This window comes from Paenibacillus sp. J53TS2 (genome assembly GCF_018403305.1).
Lineage (GTDB): Bacteria > Bacillota > Bacilli > Paenibacillales > Paenibacillaceae > Fontibacillus > Fontibacillus rhizolycopersici.
Genome location: NZ_BOSK01000006.1, coordinates 1 through 22,784 on the forward strand (window position 1 = coordinate 1; position 22,784 = coordinate 22,784).

The following is a 22,784-nucleotide window of genomic DNA, read 5'->3' on the forward strand; positions in this document are numbered from 1 at the left end:
GCCCCCCTCAAGATGAGATTTCCCAATTAGTAAGACCCCTTGAAGACGACGAGGTTGATAGGCCTGAGGTGGAAGTGCAGCAATGTATGGAGCTGACAGGTACTAATCGGTCGAGGGCTTATCCAAACAACTCCGAAAAGTGGCGTCAGGCTGAACAAGCCGATCCGAGCACTTGAGGAGACTAACACGCAAATTCGTTTCGTATCCAGTTTTCAAGGATTAAACCTTGATAAGTTCATAATGTTCCCTGATAGCTCAGTTGGTAGAGCACTCGACTGTTAATCGAGTTGTCACAGGTTCGAGTCCTGTTCGGGGAGCCACTATATGGAGAGGTGTCCGAGTTGGCCGAAGGAGCACGATTGGAAATCGTGTAGGCGTCACAAGCGTCTCGAGGGTTCGAATCCCTCTCTCTCCGCCATAATCTTTCAGCTCTACTGCATGGCCCGTTGGTCAAGGGGTTAAGACACCTCCCTTTCACGGAGGTAACAGGGGTTCGAATCCCCTACGGGTCATTTTATTCCTTTGACAGCTACTTCATTGATTCACTTGATTTATAGTGGAGTTATCTGGTACAATAAAACTTGTCTTTTCCCATGGAGGCTTAGCTCAGCTGGGAGAGCATCTGCCTTACAAGCAGAGGGTCGGGGGTTCGATCCCCTCAGCCTCCACCATATAACATCTTATTACTGACGCGGGGTGGAGCAGCCCGGTAGCTCGTCGGGCTCATAACCCGAAGGCCGCAGGTTCAAATCCTGCCCCCGCAATTATCCTCGCAAGAGGATGGCATCATCCAAGTGTGGAGCCGTGGTGTAGAGGCCTAACATGCCTGCCTGTCACGCAGGAGACCGCGGGTTCGAATCCCGTCGGCTCCGCCATTTAACTTTATATGTAAGGCTCGGTAGCTCAGTCGGTAGAGCAGAGGACTGAAAATCCTCGTGTCGGCGGTTCGATTCCGTCCCGAGCCACCATTCAACTTTTCGTTGAAGAGCCGGTGTAGCTCAACTGGTAGAGCAACTGACTTGTAATCAGTAGGTTGGGGGTTCAAGTCCTCTCGCCGGCACCACGTGGAGGCTTAGCGAAGTGGCCAAACGCAGCAGACTGTAAATCTGTTCTCTGACGAGTTCGGTGGTTCGAATCCATCAGCCTCCACCAGTTTTATAGGGGCATAGTTTAAAGGTAGAACAAAGGTCTCCAAAACCTTTGGTGTGGGTTCAATTCCTGCTGCCCCTGCCACATTTTTTAGAAGTAGTGAATTTCATATTATGGCGGTCGTGGCGAAGGGGTTAACGCACCGGATTGTGGCTCCGGCATTCGTGGGTTCAAGTCCCATCGATCGCCCCATTTACTTTAACAATCAAATATAGTGGGGATTAGCCAAGCGGTAAGGCAACGGACTTTGACTCCGTCATGCATAGGTTCGAATCCTATATCCCCAGTATAAGCGGACGTGGCTCAGCGGTAGAGCATCGCCTTGCCAAGGCGAGGGTCGCGGGTTCGATTCCCGTCGTCCGCTCCATTTTTATATATGGCGCCATAGCCAAGTGGTAAGGCACAGCTCTGCAAAAGCTTTATCCCCAGTTCGAGTCTGGGTGGCGCCTCCATTCATGTTTCGCGGGAGTGGCGGAATCGGCAGACGCACAGGACTTAAAATCCTGCGGTAGGTGACTACCGTACCAGTTCAAGTCTGGTCTTCCGCACTTTTGAACAATTTTATATATGCCGGTGTGGCGGAATTGGCAGACGCGCGCGACTCAAAATCGTGAGGGAAACCGTGGGGGTTCGAGTCCCTTCACCGGCATCACTATTACAATAAAAGGCCTCAAGGACGAACGTCCTTGAGGCCTTTTATTTTTATTTATTAGGTCGATTCAATGAAGTTTGGTAAAAGCGTTGCGTTACTGGTTTTCCTGAAGATCCTCGTTAGTATCTAAAGAATGTGGCTTCACAGATAATCCGTTGGCCTCACGGATAAGAGAGAAGTAATGATCGCCACGTACGACTTCAAACTCCGATCCAAGTGCTTCGCTCATCGTGGCAACATCTGACGGCGTCAAGCTCCACGCTAGCAAGCCCAGTGAGACGAACAAGGGGGATTGACCATCCCAGTTGGCTTTGGCTTCCTCGAGGATGCGCAAACCGTCCTGAACGGTACTGATGCCCTGAATCGTTGATACCGGCAGAGAATCATTTACGATCTCCACCCCGTGGCGGTCCTCCCAGCTGAGGAACAGTCCAGGCGCTTTGTAATAACGCTCATAAGCTTCCGCATAAGCTGAGCCAAGCGGTACATTTTCCCCGTCGATTCGATTCAGTACATACGTGAGATTCATTCCACTCTTTTGCAAGTATTTATAAGATTTCTTGAGATAGTCCGCAAATGAGGCTTCTGGCCAAGCCTCAGGGTAGAAATAACCGGCGCCGGACGGTCCGGCGATAATCAGATCGTTAGCAGTTGCCGTCTGCCGGAAATAATTAAGCATGGCCGGCGCGGCATTGTACAACAGCGGGCTGGATGTCCAGTTGATCGGCACCTGACCGCGGGCGGGGTCATCCCACAAAATCCGCATGCGATGCTGATTATATTGGAAGTTATCGCCTTCGCTGAAGGTGTACGTGACATAGATTTTGTTCTCTAATGGAGGCGCAGCGGGTGCTTTGGTCTTGACCTGCTTCGCTTGGGTACCGGAGAAAACGGTCAAGTTGCTAAACCAGTCGGCAGCCAAGACGTAGACGCCATGGTTGGAGGTGACTTCCACGGAGCTGAACTCACCTGCTACGTCGTTGCTGAACCATCCGAGGTAAGGCGTACCCGGCTCGACGTCAGCCATGATTTTCTCGAACAAAGCTCTTTGCTCCGGATCATTCACTTCCAGCCAGAACACCATGGCTTTGTTGGCGACCGCATAATCGCGGAGATAACCGTACGGTTCTTTCTGCTCGGAGGAAGGGGGTTGAATGCTGCCGGCAGAAACTTTGTACTGGTTCCACATGTTGACGGAGGCCGTTAGCTCCTGGGTGCCTGCAGGCGGAACAAAGCGATAAACGAAGTATCGTCCGTTATCGGCGAAACGATGTCCGCCATCTCCGGCTGAAACCTGGGAGTCCTGCCGATCGTAAAGGAACGGCTCCTCCTCTGGTGTTCCCGGAATAAACTGGGCGATCGTTTGTCCGTCGGCCTGGATCACGATTTCATGCACGGCAGAACCCCAGCCGTCCTGCGTAAATGCATCGTCAAAACGCAAATAGACGGCATCCCCGCCCATAAACGGAGTCAGGTCCAGATCGTAAGTGTCTTTGTTACTGGCATCGCGAATCTGTTCGGTTTCCTCCGCAATCACCTCAAATGATTCAGGGAGTCCCGGAGGGAGTTTTACGGAGACGTTTGGACTGAGACCGACAAGCATGCGATGCGTCGTTTGTTTCCACAGATGCTCGTATTGCCAGGTATAGGCGTCCATGCGGTCCTGGAAACGGCCGCGCAGATCGTCAAGTACCTTCAGGCGATAGGGAGAGACCTTGAGTTGTTGAGCTAATTCAGGGCTCGCGACAACGGCGTTTTTGAGTCCGGCTAAGGTCGTCGCGACGTTAATCGAGTCCGGAACCTCCGGATCGTAGATGATGATGCCTTTCACTTCATTTTTGTATTTCTTCACGAGATCCAATGCTTCATCGTTCAGCTGATATGGAACCTTGAGATCGTTCAGCCAGGTTAACTTGCCCTCTTCTTCGTTTTCCAGCAAGTAGATGCGGGGTTCGGAACGGTTGATGACGCCTTGCAGTGTTGCCAGCAAGATCTTGATATCGCCAGGGGATTTTACCACATCGACTACATCAAGCCGTTTCACCTTCCCAAAGCTTGGAAGCGCTTGCGATTTAGGCCAGCTAATCGTGTTCTTGGATGCAGTCTCCGTTGAGGATTGAGCTGTTGCTGAGGTGGTGCCAAGGGTTAGAGACATTGTGCAGAATAAAACGAAACAAGTCATCGTTATTTTGCGAAACAAATGCGTTCACCTCGTATCCTCATATTTAGGGCCATCGTTCGTTCAGGTTCTTCTTGAAAGCCGGATCCTCGAATTCCCTCCTTTATCGGCCGATTGTGCAAAAGTTAACGATAGCACCTGTATAATATGTTTAATATATCCAATAGTGATTGTCAAGCAAGAGTGCGACATTTAATGGATTGACGAAATGCTATAAATGATATAATGTGAATATATGGAGAGTAAGAAGATAGGAGAAGTCTTATGCAAAACGAACGTAAACCGTTATATATGCAGATTCAACAGCACTTCAAAGATATGATCTTGCAGGGCGTGCTGCGAGAGAACGATAAGATCCCATCGGAGAAGGAATTGATGGAGCAGTTTGACGTCAGCCGGATTACGGTAGCCAATGCGCTGATGCAGTTGGCGAAGGACGGTTGGATCTACCGGATCCCCGGCAGGGGCAGTTTCGTGAGCGAAGGGATCAGCGAGCTGCTCCAACGCCACCAAGGTTCGGCGGCACCGGACGGCGGGCCTTGGACGGTACTTGATGGAAACTTTGGGGCGTTGACGCATAACGTTACCTCATTTGGCGGTGCTTTAACCGATGCTCAACAGGGAGGAAGCGAAGCTGGGATCCAGGCTACGGGTCGAAAGACGATCGGGCTGGTCATGCCGATGCTGGTCGACTATTTTGCCATTCGGCTGCTACAGGGGATTAATAACATCATTGCCGACAGTCCCTACAGCCTGCAGATTGTGTTGACGTACAATTCCATCGATCGAGAGAAGGAAGCGATCAACGACTTGATTCGTAAAGGGGCGGCCGGGCTCATTATTTTCCCTTGCGACGCGGAGACATACAACGAGGAAATCTTGTCCCTCAAGATGCGGGGCTACCCATTCGTTTTGATTGATCGTTATTTGCCTGGCGTGGCCACGAATTTGTCGCGCAGCGACGGGTTAATCGGTGGACAGCTTGCTATCGATTATTTGTGGGGCTTAGGGCATCGGGATATCGCCATCTGCTCCGATTCGCCACTGCCCACGATCACGGTGGAGGAGCGGATTAACGGGTATATGGAGGCGCTCAAACAGAAGGAAGCGATGATTAATCCGGCGCTGATCCTAACCGATTTCAATGTGGATTATCGCGAGATCGACAAGAAACACCCGTTGTACCGGTTCATCAAGAACCAGATAGCCACCGCCTATATTACGCTAAACGGGCGGCTTGGCCTGCACATCTACTCGATTTGCAAGGAACTGGGACTCAAGGTGCCGGAAGACGTCTCGATCCTCACGTTTGACGATCCCTCGCCGGGGCTGCATGAATGGGGGTACTTCTCACATATCTCACAATCCGAGATTGAAATGGGGGAGGCGGCAGCCCGTATTCTACTGGACATTTTCCAGAAGCCTGATGCCAAGGATTCGGGATACACGAAAGTGATCCTAGAGCCGAAATTAATCGAAAGCCAATCGACCGGACCGCTCCGGAAACGGACAACGTAAAAAAGGAACGATTGACAGGACATCTGCTTGCTAACAAGCAGGTGTCTTTTTTTGCGAAAAATTAGCGATAAATGATATATCTAATAACTTGACATAAATGACATAGTGAAATATAGTTAATAATACAAATAGATAAACAACTAACAACCGATGCTTAATCAGTGCACTTCACAGTAAGGAGGGTTGCTTGGACGATGGAAAATGCGGGATTACGGGAGCGGAAAATACCGCTGCAGCGCAGGTTAGGGAGACATAAGGATGCTTTGATTGCCGCCGTTATCCTAGTGCCGATGTTCTTGGTATGGCTTGTGGTTTCGGGTTTCCCCACTTTATTCGGGTTCGTATTAGGTTTCTTTGAATGGGTGGGGTTGGCGGATACGCCTAATTTTATCTGGTTCGATAACTTTGTCAGCTTCTTCAATAATCCGGTGTATACGGATGCCTTGTGGAGATCGATTTGGTTGGGCGGACTGGTGACAGTCATTACGCTTGGGGCAGGGTTCTTTGCCGCACTGCTGATGAATATGCCGTTGTTCGGCAAGGGATTTTACCGTTCGATCTGGTATATCCCCGCCATCACAGCAACAGTTGCGACCACGCAGGTCTTCAACATTTTTCTGGATTCAAACAATGGGGTCATTAACAACATTTTAAAAGCCATGGGCAAGGAACCCATCGTCTGGCAGTACTCTGTCGGATGGGGCATTTTCTGGATCGTGGTTTACTCCGTCTGGAAAGGGGTAGGCGGGGCGGCATTAATCTGGCTGGCCGGTTTGCAATCTGTGGATTTGTCCTTATACGAGGCGGCGGAAATCGACGGTGCGGGACGATGGAATAAGCTGCGGTACGTAACGCTGCCAGGGCTTAAGCCGATCGCGACGTATATCATCATTACGAACTTGATCGGGGCGATCCAGATTTACGAGCAGGTGCTGTTTATCACCAACGGCGGGCCTTATGGGCAAACCGAAGTGCTGGTGTTCCGTATCTACCGGGACGGCTTCTGGGATTTCAATTTAGGAATGGCAGGTGCTTCTTCACTCATTATGGCATTCATCGTCATCGTCGTGACCGTGCTGTACTACAATTGGTCTACAAAATCCGACAAACGGACGACCATTCCGCTGAAGCCTATCAAACCGGGGAGAAAGGAGGAACATCCGCATGCCCAGTCAGCCAAACGCCAAGGTTAGCAGACAGTTCAAGCCCGTTTATTTGCTGGGCCATCTCATCCTGCTTGGTGTCGGGATCATCCTGCTGTATCCGCTCATTTTTATGGTGCTTGCCGGCTTTTTTACCAAGACAGAATTCTCCTCGACCGTGTTAGGCATTTTCCCGATTCCGAAAGCACCGACGCTGGAGAACTTTAAAGCGCTGATCGCTGGATCCACAGACGCGGCCGTAGCCACCTATATGAAAAACTCGCTTATTCGTACGGTATACAATACGTTTTGGGCGATTTTGACCTCGTTCCTGGCCGGATACGTATTCGCACGACTTCGGTTCAAGGGACGGGACGCGATCTTTCTGATCTTGCTCGCCACGCAAATGATTCCCGGTACACTGGCCATCATTCCGACCTACCTTGAATTTGCTCGGTTTCCGTTTGCCGGGGGCAACGATGTGTTCACCGGGGGGACCGGGATTCTGAACTCTTGGTGGGTTTACTTCATCGGCGGACCCAGCATCAACATCATGGGAACGTTTCTGGTGAAGCAGTCGCTGGAAAAGGTGCCGCTGGAAATTGACGAAGCCGCTATCGTAGATGGGGCCGGGACGTTCCGGTTGATCTTCCAGATCCTGTTCCCGCTGCAACTGCCGATCATGGCGTTTATCGCGATCACAACGGCGCTCGGAACGTGGAATGACTTTATTACCCCGTTCTTCTATACGACCAGCGATGGTTTGCAAACGCTTCCGGCGGCGATCACGCGGATATCCTCCGTTGGAGCTAGCCCGGGTGCGGTGATCAACTACCCGATGATCATTACTTTAAGCTTGGGCATTACGGTTCCGGCACTGCTGATCTTTGCCTTCTTCCAGAAGTACATCGTGCAGGGCTTAGCCAATACGGGCATCAAAGGGTAAGGGTAACCGTCAACACGCTTTGAGAAAGAACAAATAAGGTCATTACGGTCCGTTACGGGTCGAATGGATAAACACCCGAGTTGAAACTTGACTTACTGGATACTCACAATGAATAAAATAAAATTTGGAGGGGTTTAAGTATGTTGTGGAAAAAAATGCACGTCATGTTTCTATCGCTGTTAATCATCACCTTGTTAGCGGCTTGCGGATCCGGGGGAGGCAATACAGGCGGCAACAAGGCCGCGAACGAACCGGGAACCAACCAGAACCAGCCATCCGGCAATGACGGCAAGTCATCGGAGGGAGGCGCAACCATTACGGTGCTGAACGAAGGGGCCGTTGGGGTAGGGGTAGGGGTGCTCGCTGACCTGCTGGAGAAGAATAAGCAAAAGACCATTGCCGACGAGACGCTGAACCCGCGGATATTAGAAGAGGATTACAACTATACTCCCGGTCAGCGGTTGCAAAAAGCCGGCCTCTTCCCGTACTATTATCAATCGTTTATAAACGAGAAAATGCAAAGCAAAAACATTACGGTTAAAACTGAGGACTGGGGTTGGGGCGAGCCGCTGATCCAGAAGCAAACAGCGGGATTCCTGGCCAAGAACATGCCGGACATCATCGTTGGGGAAACGCAAATGCCTGGGTTTGCCCAACAGGGCTTGCTTGAGCCGTTCCCGGATGAAATGGCGCAGGAAATTCGCGACAATGTCGCGCCTGCTGCCTGGAAGCCGATGGAGTATGATGGTAAGATTTATGGCTTTGCCTCGCAGCCTGGCGTAAGCAGCTTGTTCTGGAACAAGGATTTGGTGAAGCAAGCGGGCTTGGATCCGGATAAAGCACCGGCAACATGGGACGAATTATTGGCCAATGTGCAAAAGGTAACCGAAGCCGGCAAGGGCAAATTCTATGGCGGCGGGGTATACGCCGGTCCAAACGCCGGGGGATATTTACGGTATGGTACACTACTAGTAATCAATGGCGGGGGATTCGCCGATGATCAAGGCCAACCTGTTTTTAACTCCGACGCCAACGTGGAAACGGTGAAGTTCCTGAAAGAGCTTAACGCAAACCATCCTGCGGGATTGATGGCAAACACGAATGAAGGAACCTATTTCGATGCGTTCAAAAAAGGACAAATCGCTTATCTGATCGACGGACCGTGGCGGGCGATCGAAAGCTCGCAAATCGGCATCGAATACGGCATGTCGCAAATTCCGCTGTCCCCAGACGGTCAAGCCGGTAATATCACGATCGGCGCTGCGTTCCATGCCGTGCCGAAGGATGCCAAAAACAAGGAAGCCGCATTTGAGTACATTCGCGCGATGTACAGCGAAGAAATCCAGCAACTGATCGCCGATACCGGCGTCCGTTCGCCGGTCTTGAAGTCGATCGCCGAAACCGATGCCTACAAAGCTGGTTATCCGGAAATGTATCAGCATTATCTGGCGATGTCCGGTAACGTGCAAGGGCTGCCGACGTTTGCCAAGGAAGATTCGAAGATTTGGCAAATCTTTGGCGAAGCCGTCACTAAAGCGTTGATGACTAAAGAGGATATCCAAACCATCATGGACGAGGCGCAGAAGAAAGCGGAGGCCATTACGAAGTAAACTACATTGAAAGAGTGATGCAGCATGCCTTATGAATCAAATCACATCATGACCCAAAAGGCGAAGCAAAGGCTTGCCAAATTACAAGCGTACATTTACCGCCCGATCGCCGGGCTTGAGGTTGAAGCTTGGGTGACGAAAGAGCCGGTTCCTTTTGCCGAGCGGATGAGCGGCCGACACGTCAGGCTTCAACCCGGAGATAAATGGGGAGAGTTGTGGGATTGCGCCTGGTTTCATTTTCAAGGTGCCGTTCCGAAAACGGCCGCAGGCCAAAAAATCGTTCTATTGATCGACATTAACGGCGAGCTATGCCTCGTGGACGAAGCCGGAACCCCGCGCCAAGGCTTAACCAACGTGAGTTCCGAGTTCGACTACAGCCTGGGGCGGCCTGGCAAACGGGTGGTGGACGTAAGTGCCGCCGCCCGGGGCGAGGAGGCCATTGACCTCTGGGGAGATGGCGGCTGCAATGACCTGTTCGGCCATTATCGCAGCGGGACGCTGAAGGAAGCGGTAATTGCCGTTTGCCACGAGGAAGCCCGACAATTGGCTTACGATCTGGAGGTACTGATCGAGCTGGTTGAACAACTGCCGGATTCCAGCGCAAGGAAAGCCCAAGTGCTGCAGTCCGTCTACGAGGCGGCACATCTTCTGGCGGAGATCAATGAGAAGACGGTGCATTCGGCGAAGGAACGAGTGGCCCGCGAACTGGTGAAAAAAGGCGGCGATCCCGTGCTGACGGTCAGCGCCATCGGCCATGCGCATATCGATTTGGCTTGGCTCTGGCCGATCCGCGAGACGATTCGCAAAGGGGCACGGACCTTCTCGACTGTGCTGCGCAACATGGAGAAGTATCCGAGTTATGTGTTTGGCGCAAGCCAGCCGCAGCTGTACCAATGGATGAAAGAGTATTATCCGCAGCTTTACGCGGAAGTGAAGGAGCGAATCCGCGAGGGCCGCTGGGAGGCGCAAGGCGCGATGTGGGTCGAGCCGGATGCGAACATTTCCGGCGGCGAGGCGCTGGTGCGTCAGATCCTGTACGGCAAACGGTTCTTCCGGGAGGAGTTCGGCAAGGACATGAAGGTGTTGTGGCTGCCGGACGTCTTCGGTTATACGGGCAGTCTGCCGCAGCTGCTCAAGAAATCCGGCGTCGACTACATGATGACGCAGAAGCTCTCTTGGAGCACCTACAACACCCATCCGCATCACAGCTTCTTCTGGGAAGGCATCGACGGGACGAAGGTGCTGACGCATCTCCCGCCAGAGGATACTTACAACAGCCCGGCGGCCCCGCGGTCGCTGGCCAAAATTGAGCAATCTTACTTAGACCGGAACGTCTCGGAACACGCCTTGATGTTGTTTGGAATCGGCGACGGTGGCGGCGGACCTGGGGAGGAGCATCTGGAGCGGCTTGAACGCGAGCATAACTTACTGGGACTTCCGCCGGTCGTCCAAGAGCCCTCGCTTGCATTCTTTGAGCGATTGGAGCAGGAAGCTTCCCGTTTCCAAACTTACCGGGGCGAACTGTATCTCGAGAAGCATCAGGGGACTTTGACGACGCAGGCGCGCAACAAGTGGTATAACCGCAAACTGGAAAAAGCGCTGCGCGAGCTGGAATTTGCCGCTTCGCTGCAGCTCGTGCTTGGCGAAAGCCCGGGGGCGTACCCGACCGCTCGGCTGGAGGAGATTTGGAAGGAAATGCTGTTATACCAATTCCATGATATCTTGCCGGGTTCGTCGATCACGCGCGTGTACGACGAGTCGCTAGAGCGCTACGCCAAATTGCTGGGCGAAGTCCGGGCGATGACTGCGGAAGCCTATGGGCGCGCGGCTAGCCGATCCGGCGTTGCTGCCGGCGAGACCGTCCTGTTCAATTCCTTGCCGTGGGAGCGGCGGGAGTGGATAGAGATCGGCGGCAGCTGGCAGTATGTACAAGTGCCGGCGATGGGCTGGCGTGAGTTGAAGCAGGCTGCTGCGGAAGCGCCGGCAACGGGGCTGATTGCCGAGGAGCTCCGTCTGGAGAACGAGCGCCTTGAGGTTCGTTTCGCCGAGAACGGCAGCATCGTGTCGTTATACGACAAAGCTGCCGGGCGGGAAGCGGTTCAGCCGGGTACGGAAGCAAACCTCTTTACGGTCTACCATGACGATGGCGATGCCTGGGACTTCCCGCGCGACTACCGCGAGACCATCGCCGGGACGATGACGCTGGAAAGCCGTCGTGCTTACGTCTCTGGGCCGCAAGCGATCATTGAACAGGTATACCGCTTTGGAGAATCAACGTTAAAACAAACGATCCGCCTGCTTCAAGGCGATGATCTGCTGCGATTTGACACGGAGGCGGATTGGCAAGAACACGGGAAAATGCTGCGGGTTGCTTTTCCAGTGGCGGTGGTTAGCGATCAGGTAAACTGTGAAATCCAATTTGGGGTCTTGAAACGGCCAACGACGCGGAACAACGCGATCGAGTTTGCCCGCGACGAAATCTGTGCCCATCACTATCTGGATCTGTCGCAGCCGGATTACGGCGTAGCGCTGCTGAACGACAGCAAATACGGGCATCGCGCGGAAGGCGGCGTCTTGGACCTGAACCTGCTGCGCAGTCCAGGCTACCCGGACCCGCAAGCCGATCGGGCGGAGCACCGCTTCACGTACGCTTTGTATCCACATGCGGGCGATTTCATCCAAGCAGGCGTATATCGCAAAGGGTATGAGTTGAATATTCCGCTCACTCCGGCGGAAGCGATCCCGGTGACGGTGGATGGCAGCCGGGCTGCTGATATCCATGCATCGCGGCCGATGCCGCTCATTTCGATCGATCATCCGAACGTGATGGTGGAAGCCGTCAAGAAAGCCGAGGACAGCGATCATCTCATCTTCCGGTTGTACGAAACGGCGGGAGCCGGGGCAAATGGTGGGCTGAGCTTCGGGATGACTTGCCGAACCATTGAAGAGACGAACCTGCTGGAGGAGCCCATTTCGCTATTGGCAGAAGATACAAATCAAATTCGCTTACCGTTTACACCGTTTGAGATTAAGACGATTCGCGTTCAGTTGGCGTAACTATAGAGTAGGAGGCTTCTAACGAACTTCTAAGTTGCGAAGGAGGGGCATGGCGTGACGGGAAGAGCACGGGCAGAGGAACGGACCGGGTTCCAGGAAGGCAGCAGTTATGGTGCTTCGTATGACCTGCAGGCGGATTTCGTGATGGTGTATGGCATAGGGGAAACGATGCCCCAGCGTATCCGAGAGTGGGCGGCGCGGGGGTATCGGGTACATCTTATGACCGGGGTGTCCTGGGGAGGTTACCAAGACTACCTGAACGGCAAGACGGACGGTCGCCCCCATTGGGATGAAGCCCAGAAATATCAGGACGGCGAGATGATTATCCACGGAACTTCGGTAGATATTCCTTACATGGTGCCAACGATCAGCTATGCCGACTTTCTCGTGGAACGGATTCGACCGGCTGTTGACGCCGGTGTGGAAGCCATCCATTTGGAGGAGCCGGAATTTTGGGTAGAAGGCGGTTACTCCGAGGCGTTCCAACGCGAATGGCAAAATTATTACAACGAACCCTGGCAACCGCCCCATTCCTCGGAGGATGCGCAATATCGTGCCTCCAAGCTGAAGGCTTATCTGTACACGCGATGCCTGGATCGTATCTGCTCGGCGCTAAAGGAGTATTCGTTGGTCCGGTATAACCGGCCGCTGCGTTTTTTTGTGCCGACGCACAGCTTGATTAACTACACCCAGTGGCGGATCGTCAGCCCGGAATCGCGGCTGCTCGACGTGCCGACGATCGACGGCTACATCGCTCAGATTTGGACGGGGACGTCGCGGACGGCTAACGTATACGAAGGGAACCGCGCGGAGCGGACATTCGAGACGGCGTTCCTGGAATACGGAATTATGCAGGAATTGGTGCGCGGGACGCATCGTCGCATGTGGTTCCTGCATGATCCAATTGAGGACGATCCGACGCGGACCTGGGCGGATTACCGCGAGAACTACGTCAAGACTTTAATCGCCTCGCTGTTGCATCCGGCCGTTTCCCGCTATGAGGTGGCACCTTGGCCTCGGCGGATATTTAAGGGAAGTTATCCGTCCGCCGATGGCAACGGTAAAGAGGGGATTCCGGCAGAATACGCGACGATTCTGCTGAACGTGATGCATACACTGGGGAACATGGAACAGGAGGAGGTTCGGGTGTTTGGTAATGCCGCCGTCACCGGCGTGCTCCTGGCTGACTCGGCTATGTTCCAGCGAAAACGGATCGGAACGGAATCGTCTGGTTTCATGATGAAATACGACGGGACCAACGAAGTGAAGTTAACGGAAGAATCCGCGGTGGAGCTGCTCAATTTCTCGGCTTTTTACGGGCTGACGTTGCCGCTTGTCAAACATGGGCTGCCGGTCCGACCGGTGCAGCTCGATAACGTTCGGCGGTTTCCCGGATATTTGGACGACTACCGCGTGCTGGTATTAAGCTATGAGTTTATGAAGCCGGAATCTCCGGATTTGCATGGGGTATTGGCCCAATGGGTGCGGGAAGGCGGCGCACTCCTTTACGTCGGGGATGATAGCGATCCGTATCATGGAGTCCGAGAATGGTGGAATCAGGGAAGGCGACATTACGTTTCGCCCCGGGCCCACTTATTCGAATCGCTTGGGTTACCATGTGAGGCCGAGGCAAATGTGGAGGGGATCACAAGGGTTGGCGCTGGACTGGTCAGCTATTTGCCGATGCGGCCGGACCGGATCGCGGAAAGTGAAGAAGCGGCTACGCGGTTCCGTACTGCGGTAAGGGAAGCGATGGAGGCGTTGGGCAGCATGCAGGGAATGGCAGATACGGCTCACTCCTCGCAGCACGAAGTCTCTGGCGGCTCTTCGGGAGAGCCGTCTTTGCCGGACGCGCTCAGCTGGGAACCGGCGAACTTTTTCCATCTCCGCCGCGGTCCTTACGTCATTGCCTCCGTTATGAACGAATCGATTAGCGAAACGCCGCTTGAACTTGAAGGTCTCTTCGTCGACCTTCTTGAGGCCAATTTGCCTGTCAAAGAACGGGCCACGGTCGAGCCGGGCCGCCAAGCCTTACTTTATGATTTGGCGTACACCGGGCCGGGTAGCCTTAGTTCCGGATCCGGCGTGATCGCTGCCTCCTCCCGGATCGAAGATTTCCGCGAGGATGAGCGCGGCATGACGTTTACGGCCAAGGGACCTCGCCCGCTGCAAGCCGTGGCGCGGATCCGTTGCGATTCAAGTCCTGCGGCCGTTTCTGCAGAGGAGCTTGATCTTGGACAGGGTGATGGTCTTGCAACAGCGTCTACCGTATCGCCGCAATTCGAATGGGATGCGAAGTCGCGTACATTGCTCATCCATTACGAGCATGGGGACGAAGGAACTCGCATCACGGTGAAGAAATAGGAAACGAAGGAACAACGACAGAATCTCGATATCCGCATGGGAGGCAGATAACCTATGAATACGAAATTGCGTCCGCCGGCAGTACCTTTGGTAACCATCGATCCTTATTTCAGCGTTTGGTCGATGGCGGATCGTCTGACAGACGATTTCACTCGCCACTGGACCGGGCGCCGTCAGGCGTTTACCGGCTTGATTCATATCGACGGCGTGGCCTGGCGGTTTGCCGGGCGCGTCGAGTCCAATCCGGAGCGGTATTATACGGAGCCGGAGGCGATGAACCAAACCGGTCTTGAAGTCACGCCGCTCTCCACCCGCTACCAGTTTGAAGCGGGAGGGGTCGGGCTGGACGTGACCTTTACCAGTCCACTGCTGCCGGACGATCTGGAGCTGTTGTCGCGGCCGGCTTCCTATGTTTCTTTCCGCGTACGTTCTCTTGATGGGTCGCCTCATCAGGTGCGTCTGTACGTTGACGTAACCGGGGAATGGTGCGTTAACGAAACCGATCAGGCGATCACTTGGCAGCAAGAGGAGCAAGGTGTTCTAACCGTATTGCAGGTCAGCCATTCCGAGCAGAAGGCGCTCCATGTTTCGGGCGATGACCAGCGCATCGATTGGGGGACTTTCATGCTGGCCGTCAAACAAGCTCCGGATGTTCGGACCTATCTGGACAAGGCGCAGATCCGGAAGCAGTTCGTCCGGGATGGTGAAATTCGGTCCAATGAAGGCGCGGCACCGCTCGCTCAACCTCAGCCGGTTCGGGATGCCGAGTTGGTTATGGCCTCCGTGTGGGAGATCGGCGAGGTGGCCGGAACGGACGAGAAGTCCCGATTGATGGTTCTCGCCTACGACGATGTGTATGCGATCGAGTATTTTGGCCAGCCGCTGGAGGCTTATTGGAAAAAGGACGGAAAGACAATCACGAACCTATTGGATGAAGCGTTCCGAGATTACCCGGATCTGATGGCACGTTGCGATACGTTTGATGTCAAGCTGCGCGAGGATGCGATCCGTTCCGGCGGGGAGAAGTACGCCGATATCCTGTCCCTAGCCTACCGGCAGGCGATTGCGGCGCATAAACTGGTCCTTGATCCTGAGGGGCAAGTGTTGTTCATGTCGAAGGAATGCTTCAGCAACGGCTGTATTGCGACGGTGGATGTGAGCTATCCGTCGATCCCGCTGTTCTTGCTGTACCAGCCCGAGCTGGTCCGCGGCATGATGCGGCCGATCTTCAAATACGCTGCCAGCGACGCCTGGACGTTCGACTTTGCGCCGCATGACGTTGGCCAATACCCGCTTGCTAACGGCCAGGTGTATGGGGAGAATGCGCTGGAGGCGCAAATGCCGGTCGAGGAATGTGGCAACATGCTTGTCATGGCTGCTGCAGTCACGTTGGCAGATGGGAACACGGACTTCGTGCTGGAGCATCGTGAGCTGCTCGCTCAGTGGGCCGACTATTTGGCGGAGCATGGGCTTGATCCGGAGCATCAGCTGTGCACTGACGATTTCGCCGGACATTTGGCGCGCAACGCCAACCTGTCGGCCAAAGCGGTGATGGGTGTAGCCAGCTACGGCTTGTTGTGCGGGCTGCTAGGCGAAGAAGAAACGGCAGAACGTTACCGCCGGGCGGCCTCGGATATGGCCCGCAAATGGGAAGGGCTTGCTGCCGATCCGAGCGCCGACAGCCATACGATGCTGGCCTTCGGCCAGCCGGGGACCTGGAGTCTGAAATATAACCTCGTTTGGGACGGCATCTTCGGGACCGACTTGTTCGGGGAAGACATGATCCGTCGCGAGGTTGCCTGGTATGTAGAGAAGCAGGAACGGTATGGAACACCGTTGGACAATCGGGCGGCCTATACGAAAGCCGATTGGTTGGTATGGGCCGGAACTTTGGCGGAAGGTCGCGAGGATTTTGAACGGATCGTATCGCCGCTCTGGACTTTCCTGAATGAGACGCGGGACCGCGTCCCGTTTACGGATTGGTACGATACCAAGACGTCGGCGCAAATCGGCTTCCAGCACCGGACCGTGGTTGGCGGATTGTACATCAAGCTGCTTAAGGATCGCGGGTTGGGGCCGAGCCGGGCCTAACACGGCAAGTGCAGTATAGTATCATCAAATCGTTCCATCCTGGGTTGCCCAGGCTAGGCAGACATCGGATTCTATTCGATTTTTCGAATAGAAATTGTCGTTACTCCCGTGAAAAGAGGATTCTATTCGATATTTCATATAGAATCGCTCTCTTGGGCCTGCTTGGTGGGAAATCTGTACGAAATTTCATACACATTCCTCAGAAATCGTCGGTATCGGCGATTTCTGTTCGTTTTTTCGCATACATCGGATATGATATCCTGAGAGTACATCTTCAAAAGGAGTGTTCATACTATGGAGCAAATCATTCCGGAAATTACGTTAAATGACGGTTTAAAGCTGCCAGTGGTCGGTTTAGGCACCTACACGCTTCGCGGCAGCGAAGGCGTGCAGTCGATCGTAAATGCGATCCGGTCCGGCTACCGCTTGCTGGATTCCGCTTATAACTATGAGAACGAAGGAACCGTCGGCGAAGCCGTAAGGCGCTCTGTGGTACCGAGAGAAGAGCTTATCATCGCGTCCAAGCTCCCCGGCCGCTACCATACGTACGATAAAGCGGTGAAGGCAATTCAAGAATCGTTGTACCGCGCTCAATTGGATTACTACGATTTGTATTTGATCCACTGGCCCAATCCGATTCAAGGCCACTATGTGGAAGCATGGCAAGCTTTGATCGATGCGAAAAAGTGGGGGCTGATCCGCTCCATCGGAGTCAGCAATTTCCTGCCCGACCACCTGGACCGCCTGGTGGAGGAAACCGGCGTGACGCCAAGCGTAAACCAAATTGAGCTGCATCCGTTCTTTAATCAGGCCGAGCAACGCAAGTACCACGAAGAGCACGGGATCATCACGGAATCGTGGAGCCCGCTGGCTCATGGCAACGAGGTGTTGAATCACGAGTTGCTCCGGCAAATCGCCGAACGCCACGGGAAGTCGGTATCCCAAATTATTCTGCGTTGGCATTATCAGTTGGGGGCCGTATCCATTCCAAAATCGGCTTCCGCCGCTCGTCAACTGGAGAACCTCTTCCTCTTCGACTTCGCGCTGGATGAAGGAGAAATGGACCGGATCTCCGGCTTAACCCGTCCGGATGGACGGCTAAGAAATCAAGACCCGGCGGTATATGAGGAGTTTTAATATCGGCATCGCGGTCTTACCTCGGCGCAGCATCGCGCGGGAGACCTTGACCGGTGAGCTTCGACAACTTGAACTTCCCGGATACTTGAACCGACGACGGATTTGTCTGGTTTATCGGGAGGAGAAGACCTTGTCCGCCGCCGCTCGAAAATTCAATCAATATATGTCGAGTCAAGTTTTCGGTTAGCGCCCGTGAAATAGATGTATCCGTAAACAAAGCGTGCCGCAGAGAGATAACCTCTGCGGCTCGCTTTTCTAATCCTTCGGATCAAACGTGATTTCACTTTCACGGTCACATTGATGGACGACGGAGATGAATCGAGATCTCTCCAGCCGGTGGCATTGGCACTCCAATATGCCAATCCCGTTCTCGTTCCCGGTCCCTGTCGGCTCCTGCCGGTAAACTGCCACGCGATTTAGGTACCGCAGCAGCTCCTCCTGGATGACGGCGCAATGCCGACTCTTGATATGCACGGTTTGGGCCAAGCGCGTACCTTGTACCGGAAGCTTGATTGCTTCAAAGGCAGACAGGTAGGCGATGATTGAATAAAGGGCTTGAAGGAAGCCGAAGTGAAAGCCGGCCCCAATTAAGATCAGGCAGTTCAGCAATAGCAAGATCCGTTCCGGGGACAACCTTCCATAGCGGAACTGGTTTACAGCTTTCTCGGCGATGTCCAAAGCCCCTCCAAAACGTAAGGATAAACCGAGCCCAAGTCCCAGAGCCACCCCGCCAATTAGCGCCGCCAGCAGCGGTTCGGCAATCAAGGAGGGGTAGGGATGGAGTACGAGGGTCCCGAGTGAGAATACCAATACTCCCATCACTGTGAAGATCCCGTAGGACCAATGGATGTTGCTGCGATGGAACAGAAGCAGCGGCAGATTTAGCAAAAACAAGAATAATCCGAGCCGCAACTCCGTCTTTAATGCCAGTAATGCGGATAAACCTGTCATCCCTCCAACGACGATGCCGTGGGGCATCAGGAACAGCTCTAAGCCGACGGAGGCAAGCATTGCCCCGGCAATGACGCCAACGGCACGGGGAAACGCCGGAAATACATGCTTCATGCCACCGCGAATCTTCCCGGAGGAATGTACTCTCATCTGGTGTTTCAAACCGACCCCTCCTTACGGGATGAAACCATCTTCAAGGGTAGGCGGTTCATAAACCTGGTAACCGGATCAGGCCGTTATTGCGGCGAAGTTTCCTCTTGAAGCTGTTGTTGCTGCTCCTTCCGTTTCACATGCCGCGCTTCGAAATGGAACACTTTATCCAGCAGCTTAAAGACATGCTTGCTCTCCTTCGCGAGCAGCGGGCCCAGGATCGCCAGGACCAGCACGTACAATGCGGCAAACGGCTGCAAAATGGACGCCAGCCCTCCGGCTTTCCCCAGATTAACTAATATGATGGAAAATTCCCCGCGGCCCATGATCGTGAGGCCGATATTCATCGATGACTTCGGAGACAATCCGGCTTTTCGCCCGGCGATCATTCCGGCGGTAATGTTGCCGATCAAGGTAATGGCTACGGCAGCCAGTGAATACCAGACGGCACCGCCAAGCTCCGTCGGGTCGATCGATAAACCGAAGCTGAAGAAGAAAATCGCTCCGAAGAAATCGCGGAATGGGATCACGAATTTCTCGATTTGCTTTACATGCTCCGTCTCCGCGAGCACGAGGCCAAGCAGCAAGGCACCGATCGCTTCGGCAACGTGCAGCGTTTCGGAGAATCCGGCAATCAGGAAGAGAACCGCGAACACGACTAAGATAAACAACTCATTCGAACGGATATTTAGTGCGCGGTTGAGCAAGGGAACAATTTTTCTGCCGACAAGCAACAGAACAAGCATATAGCCAAAAGAAATGGCGGTCGATAACAGGATGCCGCCAATCGTTGACGAACCGCTTAAGATTAAACCCGACAGGACGGAAATGTAGAGAGCAAGGACAACATCCTCGAACATAGTAATACCTAGGACCATCTCCGTTTCGGGGTTGGCGGTCCGTTTCAAATCGACGAGTACTTTAGCCACGATGGCACTGGAGGAGAAGGTGGTGATACCGGCAATCAGGAGGACCTCCGCGAATTGGAAGCCGGCTACCCAGCCGAAAATGATGCCCAAGGCAAAATTAATGGAGATATATATGCTTCCGCCAAGCACGATCGATTTGCCGGATTTGATGAGCCGGCTGACGGAGAACTCGAGACCTAAATAAAAGAGCAGGAACAAGACGCCGATCCGACCGAGGAACTCGATGAGCTCCGCGCTTTCAATGAAGCGGAAATCCAAATGTCCGAGTTCCATCGCGTGCGGACCAACGGCCATCCCGATGAGAATGTAGAACGGGATGACGGATAAACGAAGTTTAGCGGAGAGCAGTCCGGCCGCCGCAATCAGGGCGATGGCCAGACCGATCTCAAGCACGAGATGATCCAATTCAACCACTTCCATTCAATAGGATCTGTCTAATTTGTTGTTGGTGGAGCCGTTCGCCTAACACGACGACCATCGCGTCGGCCGTTAGCATGAGATCGGGTCCAGGATTGATGTGTTTTTTATGATTTTTCTCAATAACGGCGATGATGGTCGCTCCGGAACGTTGACGGATCTTAAGCTCGCCAATCGTATGACCGATGGCCTTGTAATTAGGCTCTAATTTATACCATTCAATGATCAGATCGCCTAAAGCGACTTCAATGTTCTCCAAAGCCGTAGGCTTGTAAGTCACGCCGCCGACGATGGCCGAGACGTATCTCGCTTCATCGTCGTCCAAGGTTACCATGGAGACGCTGTCGTCCGGATCGTCGTGATCGAAATGATATAGCTCGCGTCTGCCGTCATCATGAATAATAATCGTCAGTTTGTCGCCGCTGCGAGCCTGGATCACGAATTTTTTTCCGATTCCCGGCAGATCTGTTTCTTTGAGATTCATTTGAGTCAAGCCTCCAGTTTTTAGAGTCATCATTCCCATTTTGGGTATTGCAAAATAAGCCTCATGCGTTTTTCGTTTTTTGAAAACGTGAAAGCAAGGCAGAAGGCTAGTTTCAAAACATGTCAACTTGGGTTAAGCCACGAACATACTCGTAAATTTGATGGGCATAAGCAGGAGCCGCTTTAACAGCAGGCAATATAAAGGGCGGAAACGCACCCCTGGCGCCAGCAGCAAAAAGCTGATCAGGGCCGGGACGGTATCCAGTTGATGCGGGGTTCTGTCGATAAACAGTTTACCTTTGGACATTGCATTGTTGAGGCGCAGCGGTACTTTGTGGTGGACAGTGTGATAGTCCGTTTCTAACGTTTCTTCCCCGCTGGCTTCCGCCTGAAGTGGGGTTGAAAGGAAGGAAGGCAGGGAAAAAGCCATAAACAACGACAAAATCACAGCAACCAACCAGCGAAGACTTGAGTTTTGCGTGTTCATGCTTAATCCCTCCCCTTGGACATCGAATTACTTATCTTAAGGATAGCATACCGACATCTTCCTTTTCAAAGGAAATACCGGATAAGGATATACGCGCTCGAGAGCGCGATCGATAGGAGCATTAGTGGGAAGCCGTATTTAAGGAAGCGCATAAACGAAATCGGCTCTCCTTCCTTAGCGGACATGCCTGCGGCAATCAAATTGGCACTGGCTCCAATCAGCGATCCATTACCACCGAGACAAGCGCCAAGCGCTAGACTCCACCAAAGCGGCTCCAGGTTGCTGATTCCCATGGCCCCCATATCCTGAATCATCGGGATCATCGTTGCGACGAACGGGATATTATCAAGGAAAGAAGAGGCAATCGCGCTTAGCCAAAGAATGAGCATGGAAGACGTTAATGGGTCGCCTCCGGTCAGGTCGATGGCCCACTCGGCCAACCGCTTAATGGTCCCGGTTTCGATCAATCCGCCGACCAAGACGAACAATCCGATAAAGAAGAAGATAGTTGGCCATTCGACGTTGCGAAACGCTCTTTCCATCACATGCTCTCCGGTGAGTAATAGCAACAGGAAAGCCCCAGCCAAAGCCACGGTGGCTGATTCCAGATGGAATGTCTGGTGTAGGAAGAAGCCCAGCAACGTCAGGCCTAAGATGATGAGGCATTTCGTGAGAAGGCTCCGATCCGTGATCAAGCCATTCAAGCTAATGTTCATGATATTCTTCTGATTTTCCGGCGTCGATTGGATGCTCTTGCGGAACATCATCACCAGAAGCGGCAAAGTGGCCGCCAGAATCACGATGACGATAGGCGCCAGGTTTTGCAGGAAAGCGACAAAGGTCAGTTCCTTTACGGCGCTGCCGATCATGATATTCGGCGGATCCCCGATCAAGGTTGCCGTACCCCCGATATTCGAGGCGACGACCAGTGAGAAAATGAACGGGAAGGCCTTGACCTTGAGTTGACGGGTAATGCTGAAGGCGACAGGCACCATCAGAATGATTGTTGTCACATTGTCCAAGAAGGCGGAACCCACTGCCGTGATTAGCGCGAGCAGCCAGAGGATCGTTACAGGGTTACCCTTGGCCTTCCGGGCCGTCCAAATTCCGATATATTTGAACAATCCCGTTTCCGCTGTAGTATTTACGATAATCATCATGCCGATCAAGAGACCTAGCGTATTAAAATCGATGTGATGGATCGCCGATTCCTGGTCAATGATGCCGAAGATGATCATCAGGACGGCGCCGACCATGGCCAGAAGTGTACGATGGATTTTCTCCGAAATGATCAGTGCATACGTTAATAAAAAGATGATAATAGCCCAGATTGCTTGTTGCTCCAAATGAATTCTCCTCTCCAAGGTTGCCGTAATTCGAGGTATCTTTAGATTGCCATGCAGGGACAGAATTATGCCATTTTGGTTGAAAAAAAGGCAAAAAGAGCCCGCTACTTGGCAGGCTCCTCCGATAACTCTCATTTTCTATTGTTTGTAAATACCTACATCATTATATTATTAGT

Annotated in this window: 15 protein-coding genes, 16 tRNA genes and 1 rRNA gene; 26 read left to right on the plus strand and 6 right to left on the minus strand. The window is 53.1% G+C overall.

Features of this window, described 5'->3' with window-relative positions; all coding sequences use genetic code 11:
• The 17 genes from KJS42_RS14045 to KJS42_RS14125 form a co-directional block, all read left to right on the plus strand.
• Window positions 1-126: ribosomal RNA gene (locus tag KJS42_RS14045) — 23S ribosomal RNA — on the plus strand; the annotation flags it as partial.
• Between the two features lie 118 nt (window positions 127-244).
• A tRNA-Asn gene (locus KJS42_RS14050) sits at window positions 245-320 on the plus strand.
• Window positions 321-326: 6 nt separating this feature from the next.
• A tRNA-Ser gene (locus KJS42_RS14055) sits at window positions 327-418 on the plus strand.
• Between the two features lie 22 nt (window positions 419-440).
• Window positions 441-512, plus strand: a tRNA-Glu gene (locus KJS42_RS14060).
• A gap of 83 nt (window positions 513-595) precedes the next feature.
• A tRNA-Val gene (locus KJS42_RS14065) sits at window positions 596-671 on the plus strand.
• A gap of 19 nt (window positions 672-690) precedes the next feature.
• A tRNA-Met gene (locus KJS42_RS14070) sits at window positions 691-764 on the plus strand.
• A 34-nt stretch (window positions 765-798) separates the two neighbouring features.
• A tRNA-Asp gene (locus tag KJS42_RS14075) sits at window positions 799-875 on the plus strand.
• A gap of 17 nt (window positions 876-892) precedes the next feature.
• Window positions 893-968: transfer RNA gene (locus tag KJS42_RS14080), tRNA-Phe, on the plus strand.
• Window positions 969-987: 19 nt separating this feature from the next.
• A tRNA-Thr gene (locus tag KJS42_RS14085) sits at window positions 988-1,063 on the plus strand.
• Window positions 1,064-1,066: 3 nt separating this feature from the next.
• A tRNA-Tyr gene (locus KJS42_RS14090) sits at window positions 1,067-1,152 on the plus strand.
• A 7-nt stretch (window positions 1,153-1,159) separates the two neighbouring features.
• Window positions 1,160-1,233: transfer RNA gene (locus KJS42_RS14095), tRNA-Trp, on the plus strand.
• A 32-nt stretch (window positions 1,234-1,265) separates the two neighbouring features.
• A tRNA-His gene (locus KJS42_RS14100) sits at window positions 1,266-1,341 on the plus strand.
• 23 nt (window positions 1,342-1,364) lie between these two features.
• Window positions 1,365-1,436, plus strand: a tRNA-Gln gene (locus tag KJS42_RS14105).
• A 5-nt stretch (window positions 1,437-1,441) separates the two neighbouring features.
• Window positions 1,442-1,516: transfer RNA gene (locus KJS42_RS14110), tRNA-Gly, on the plus strand.
• 11 nt (window positions 1,517-1,527) lie between these two features.
• Window positions 1,528-1,601 (plus strand) — tRNA-Cys (locus KJS42_RS14115).
• Window positions 1,602-1,611: 10 nt separating this feature from the next.
• Window positions 1,612-1,697: transfer RNA gene (locus KJS42_RS14120), tRNA-Leu, on the plus strand.
• A gap of 21 nt (window positions 1,698-1,718) precedes the next feature.
• Window positions 1,719-1,798 (plus strand) — tRNA-Leu (locus KJS42_RS14125).
• A gap of 97 nt (window positions 1,799-1,895) precedes the next feature.
• Here KJS42_RS14125 and KJS42_RS14130 read toward each other — a convergent pair.
• A complete protein-coding gene (locus KJS42_RS14130; protein WP_244868489.1) occupies window positions 1,896-3,845 on the minus strand; it encodes a GxGYxYP domain-containing protein in 1,950 nt (649 codons plus the stop codon).
• Between the two features lie 399 nt (window positions 3,846-4,244).
• Here KJS42_RS14130 and KJS42_RS14135 point away from each other — a divergent pair, with 399 nt between their 5' ends.
• The 9 genes from KJS42_RS14135 to KJS42_RS14175 all read left to right on the plus strand — a co-directional run bounded on the left by KJS42_RS14135 (window position 4,245) and on the right by KJS42_RS14175 (window position 18,032).
• A complete protein-coding gene (locus KJS42_RS14135) occupies window positions 4,245-5,498 on the plus strand; it encodes a GntR family transcriptional regulator (RefSeq protein ID WP_193417322.1) in 1,254 nt (417 codons plus the stop codon).
• Between the two features lie 194 nt (window positions 5,499-5,692).
• A complete protein-coding gene (locus tag KJS42_RS14140; protein ID WP_213623235.1) occupies window positions 5,693-6,691 on the plus strand; it encodes a carbohydrate ABC transporter permease in 999 nt (332 codons plus the stop codon).
• Window positions 6,663-7,586 carry a carbohydrate ABC transporter permease gene (locus KJS42_RS14145; RefSeq protein ID WP_213623236.1) on the plus strand — a complete coding sequence of 308 codons (924 nt, stop codon included), beginning with the start codon at window positions 6,663-6,665 and terminating at the stop codon, window positions 7,584-7,586. The genes KJS42_RS14140 and KJS42_RS14145 overlap by 29 nt, the downstream gene beginning before the upstream one ends.
• Window positions 7,587-7,726: 140 nt before the next feature.
• Complete coding sequence (locus KJS42_RS14150; RefSeq protein WP_213623237.1) at window positions 7,727-9,196, plus strand: extracellular solute-binding protein; 1,470 nt, start codon at window positions 7,727-7,729, stop codon at window positions 9,194-9,196.
• 24 nt (window positions 9,197-9,220) lie between these two features.
• A complete protein-coding gene (locus KJS42_RS14155) occupies window positions 9,221-12,253 on the plus strand; it encodes an alpha-mannosidase (RefSeq protein ID WP_213623238.1) in 3,033 nt (1,010 codons plus the stop codon).
• A 54-nt stretch (window positions 12,254-12,307) separates the two neighbouring features.
• A complete protein-coding gene (locus KJS42_RS14160; protein WP_213623239.1) occupies window positions 12,308-14,617 on the plus strand; it encodes a hypothetical protein in 2,310 nt (769 codons plus the stop codon).
• 54 nt (window positions 14,618-14,671) lie between these two features.
• Window positions 14,672-16,708 carry a glutaminase family protein gene (locus KJS42_RS14165; RefSeq protein WP_213623240.1) on the plus strand — a complete coding sequence of 679 codons (2,037 nt, stop codon included), beginning with the start codon at window positions 14,672-14,674 and terminating at the stop codon, window positions 16,706-16,708.
• A 294-nt stretch (window positions 16,709-17,002) separates the two neighbouring features.
• Entirely contained in the window at window positions 17,003-17,845 is an 843-nt protein-coding gene (locus KJS42_RS14170; protein ID WP_213623241.1) for an aldo/keto reductase, read from the plus strand.
• Window positions 17,832-18,032: a LysR substrate-binding domain-containing protein gene (locus KJS42_RS14175; RefSeq protein ID WP_193417330.1), complete on the plus strand. Its 201-nt coding sequence runs from the start codon at window positions 17,832-17,834 to the stop codon at window positions 18,030-18,032. Before KJS42_RS14170 ends, KJS42_RS14175 begins: the two co-directional genes overlap by 14 nt.
• A gap of 68 nt (window positions 18,033-18,100) precedes the next feature.
• Here the strand turns inward: KJS42_RS14175 and KJS42_RS14180 are convergent, their stop codons facing one another.
• From KJS42_RS14180 to KJS42_RS14200, 5 genes are all read right to left on the minus strand, one after another.
• Window positions 18,101-18,958, minus strand: coding sequence for a YitT family protein (locus tag KJS42_RS14180; protein ID WP_213623242.1), 858 nt, complete (start codon window positions 18,956-18,958; stop codon window positions 18,101-18,103).
• Between the two features lie 74 nt (window positions 18,959-19,032).
• Entirely contained in the window at window positions 19,033-20,280 is a 1,248-nt protein-coding gene (locus KJS42_RS14185) for a cation:proton antiporter (protein ID WP_193417332.1), read from the minus strand.
• 1 nt (window position 20,281) lies between these two features.
• The gene (locus tag KJS42_RS14190) at window positions 20,282-20,776 is read right to left on the minus strand and encodes a cation:proton antiporter regulatory subunit (protein WP_155606119.1); all 495 of its coding nucleotides are present in this window, start codon (window positions 20,774-20,776) and stop codon (window positions 20,282-20,284) included.
• Between the two features lie 132 nt (window positions 20,777-20,908).
• Window positions 20,909-21,262, minus strand: a complete 354-nt coding sequence (locus KJS42_RS14195; RefSeq protein WP_193417333.1) for a hypothetical protein — start codon at window positions 21,260-21,262, stop codon at window positions 20,909-20,911.
• A gap of 65 nt (window positions 21,263-21,327) precedes the next feature.
• A complete protein-coding gene (locus KJS42_RS14200; RefSeq protein WP_193417334.1) occupies window positions 21,328-22,608 on the minus strand; it encodes an ArsB/NhaD family transporter in 1,281 nt (426 codons plus the stop codon).
• Window positions 22,609-22,784 lie beyond the last annotated feature (176 nt).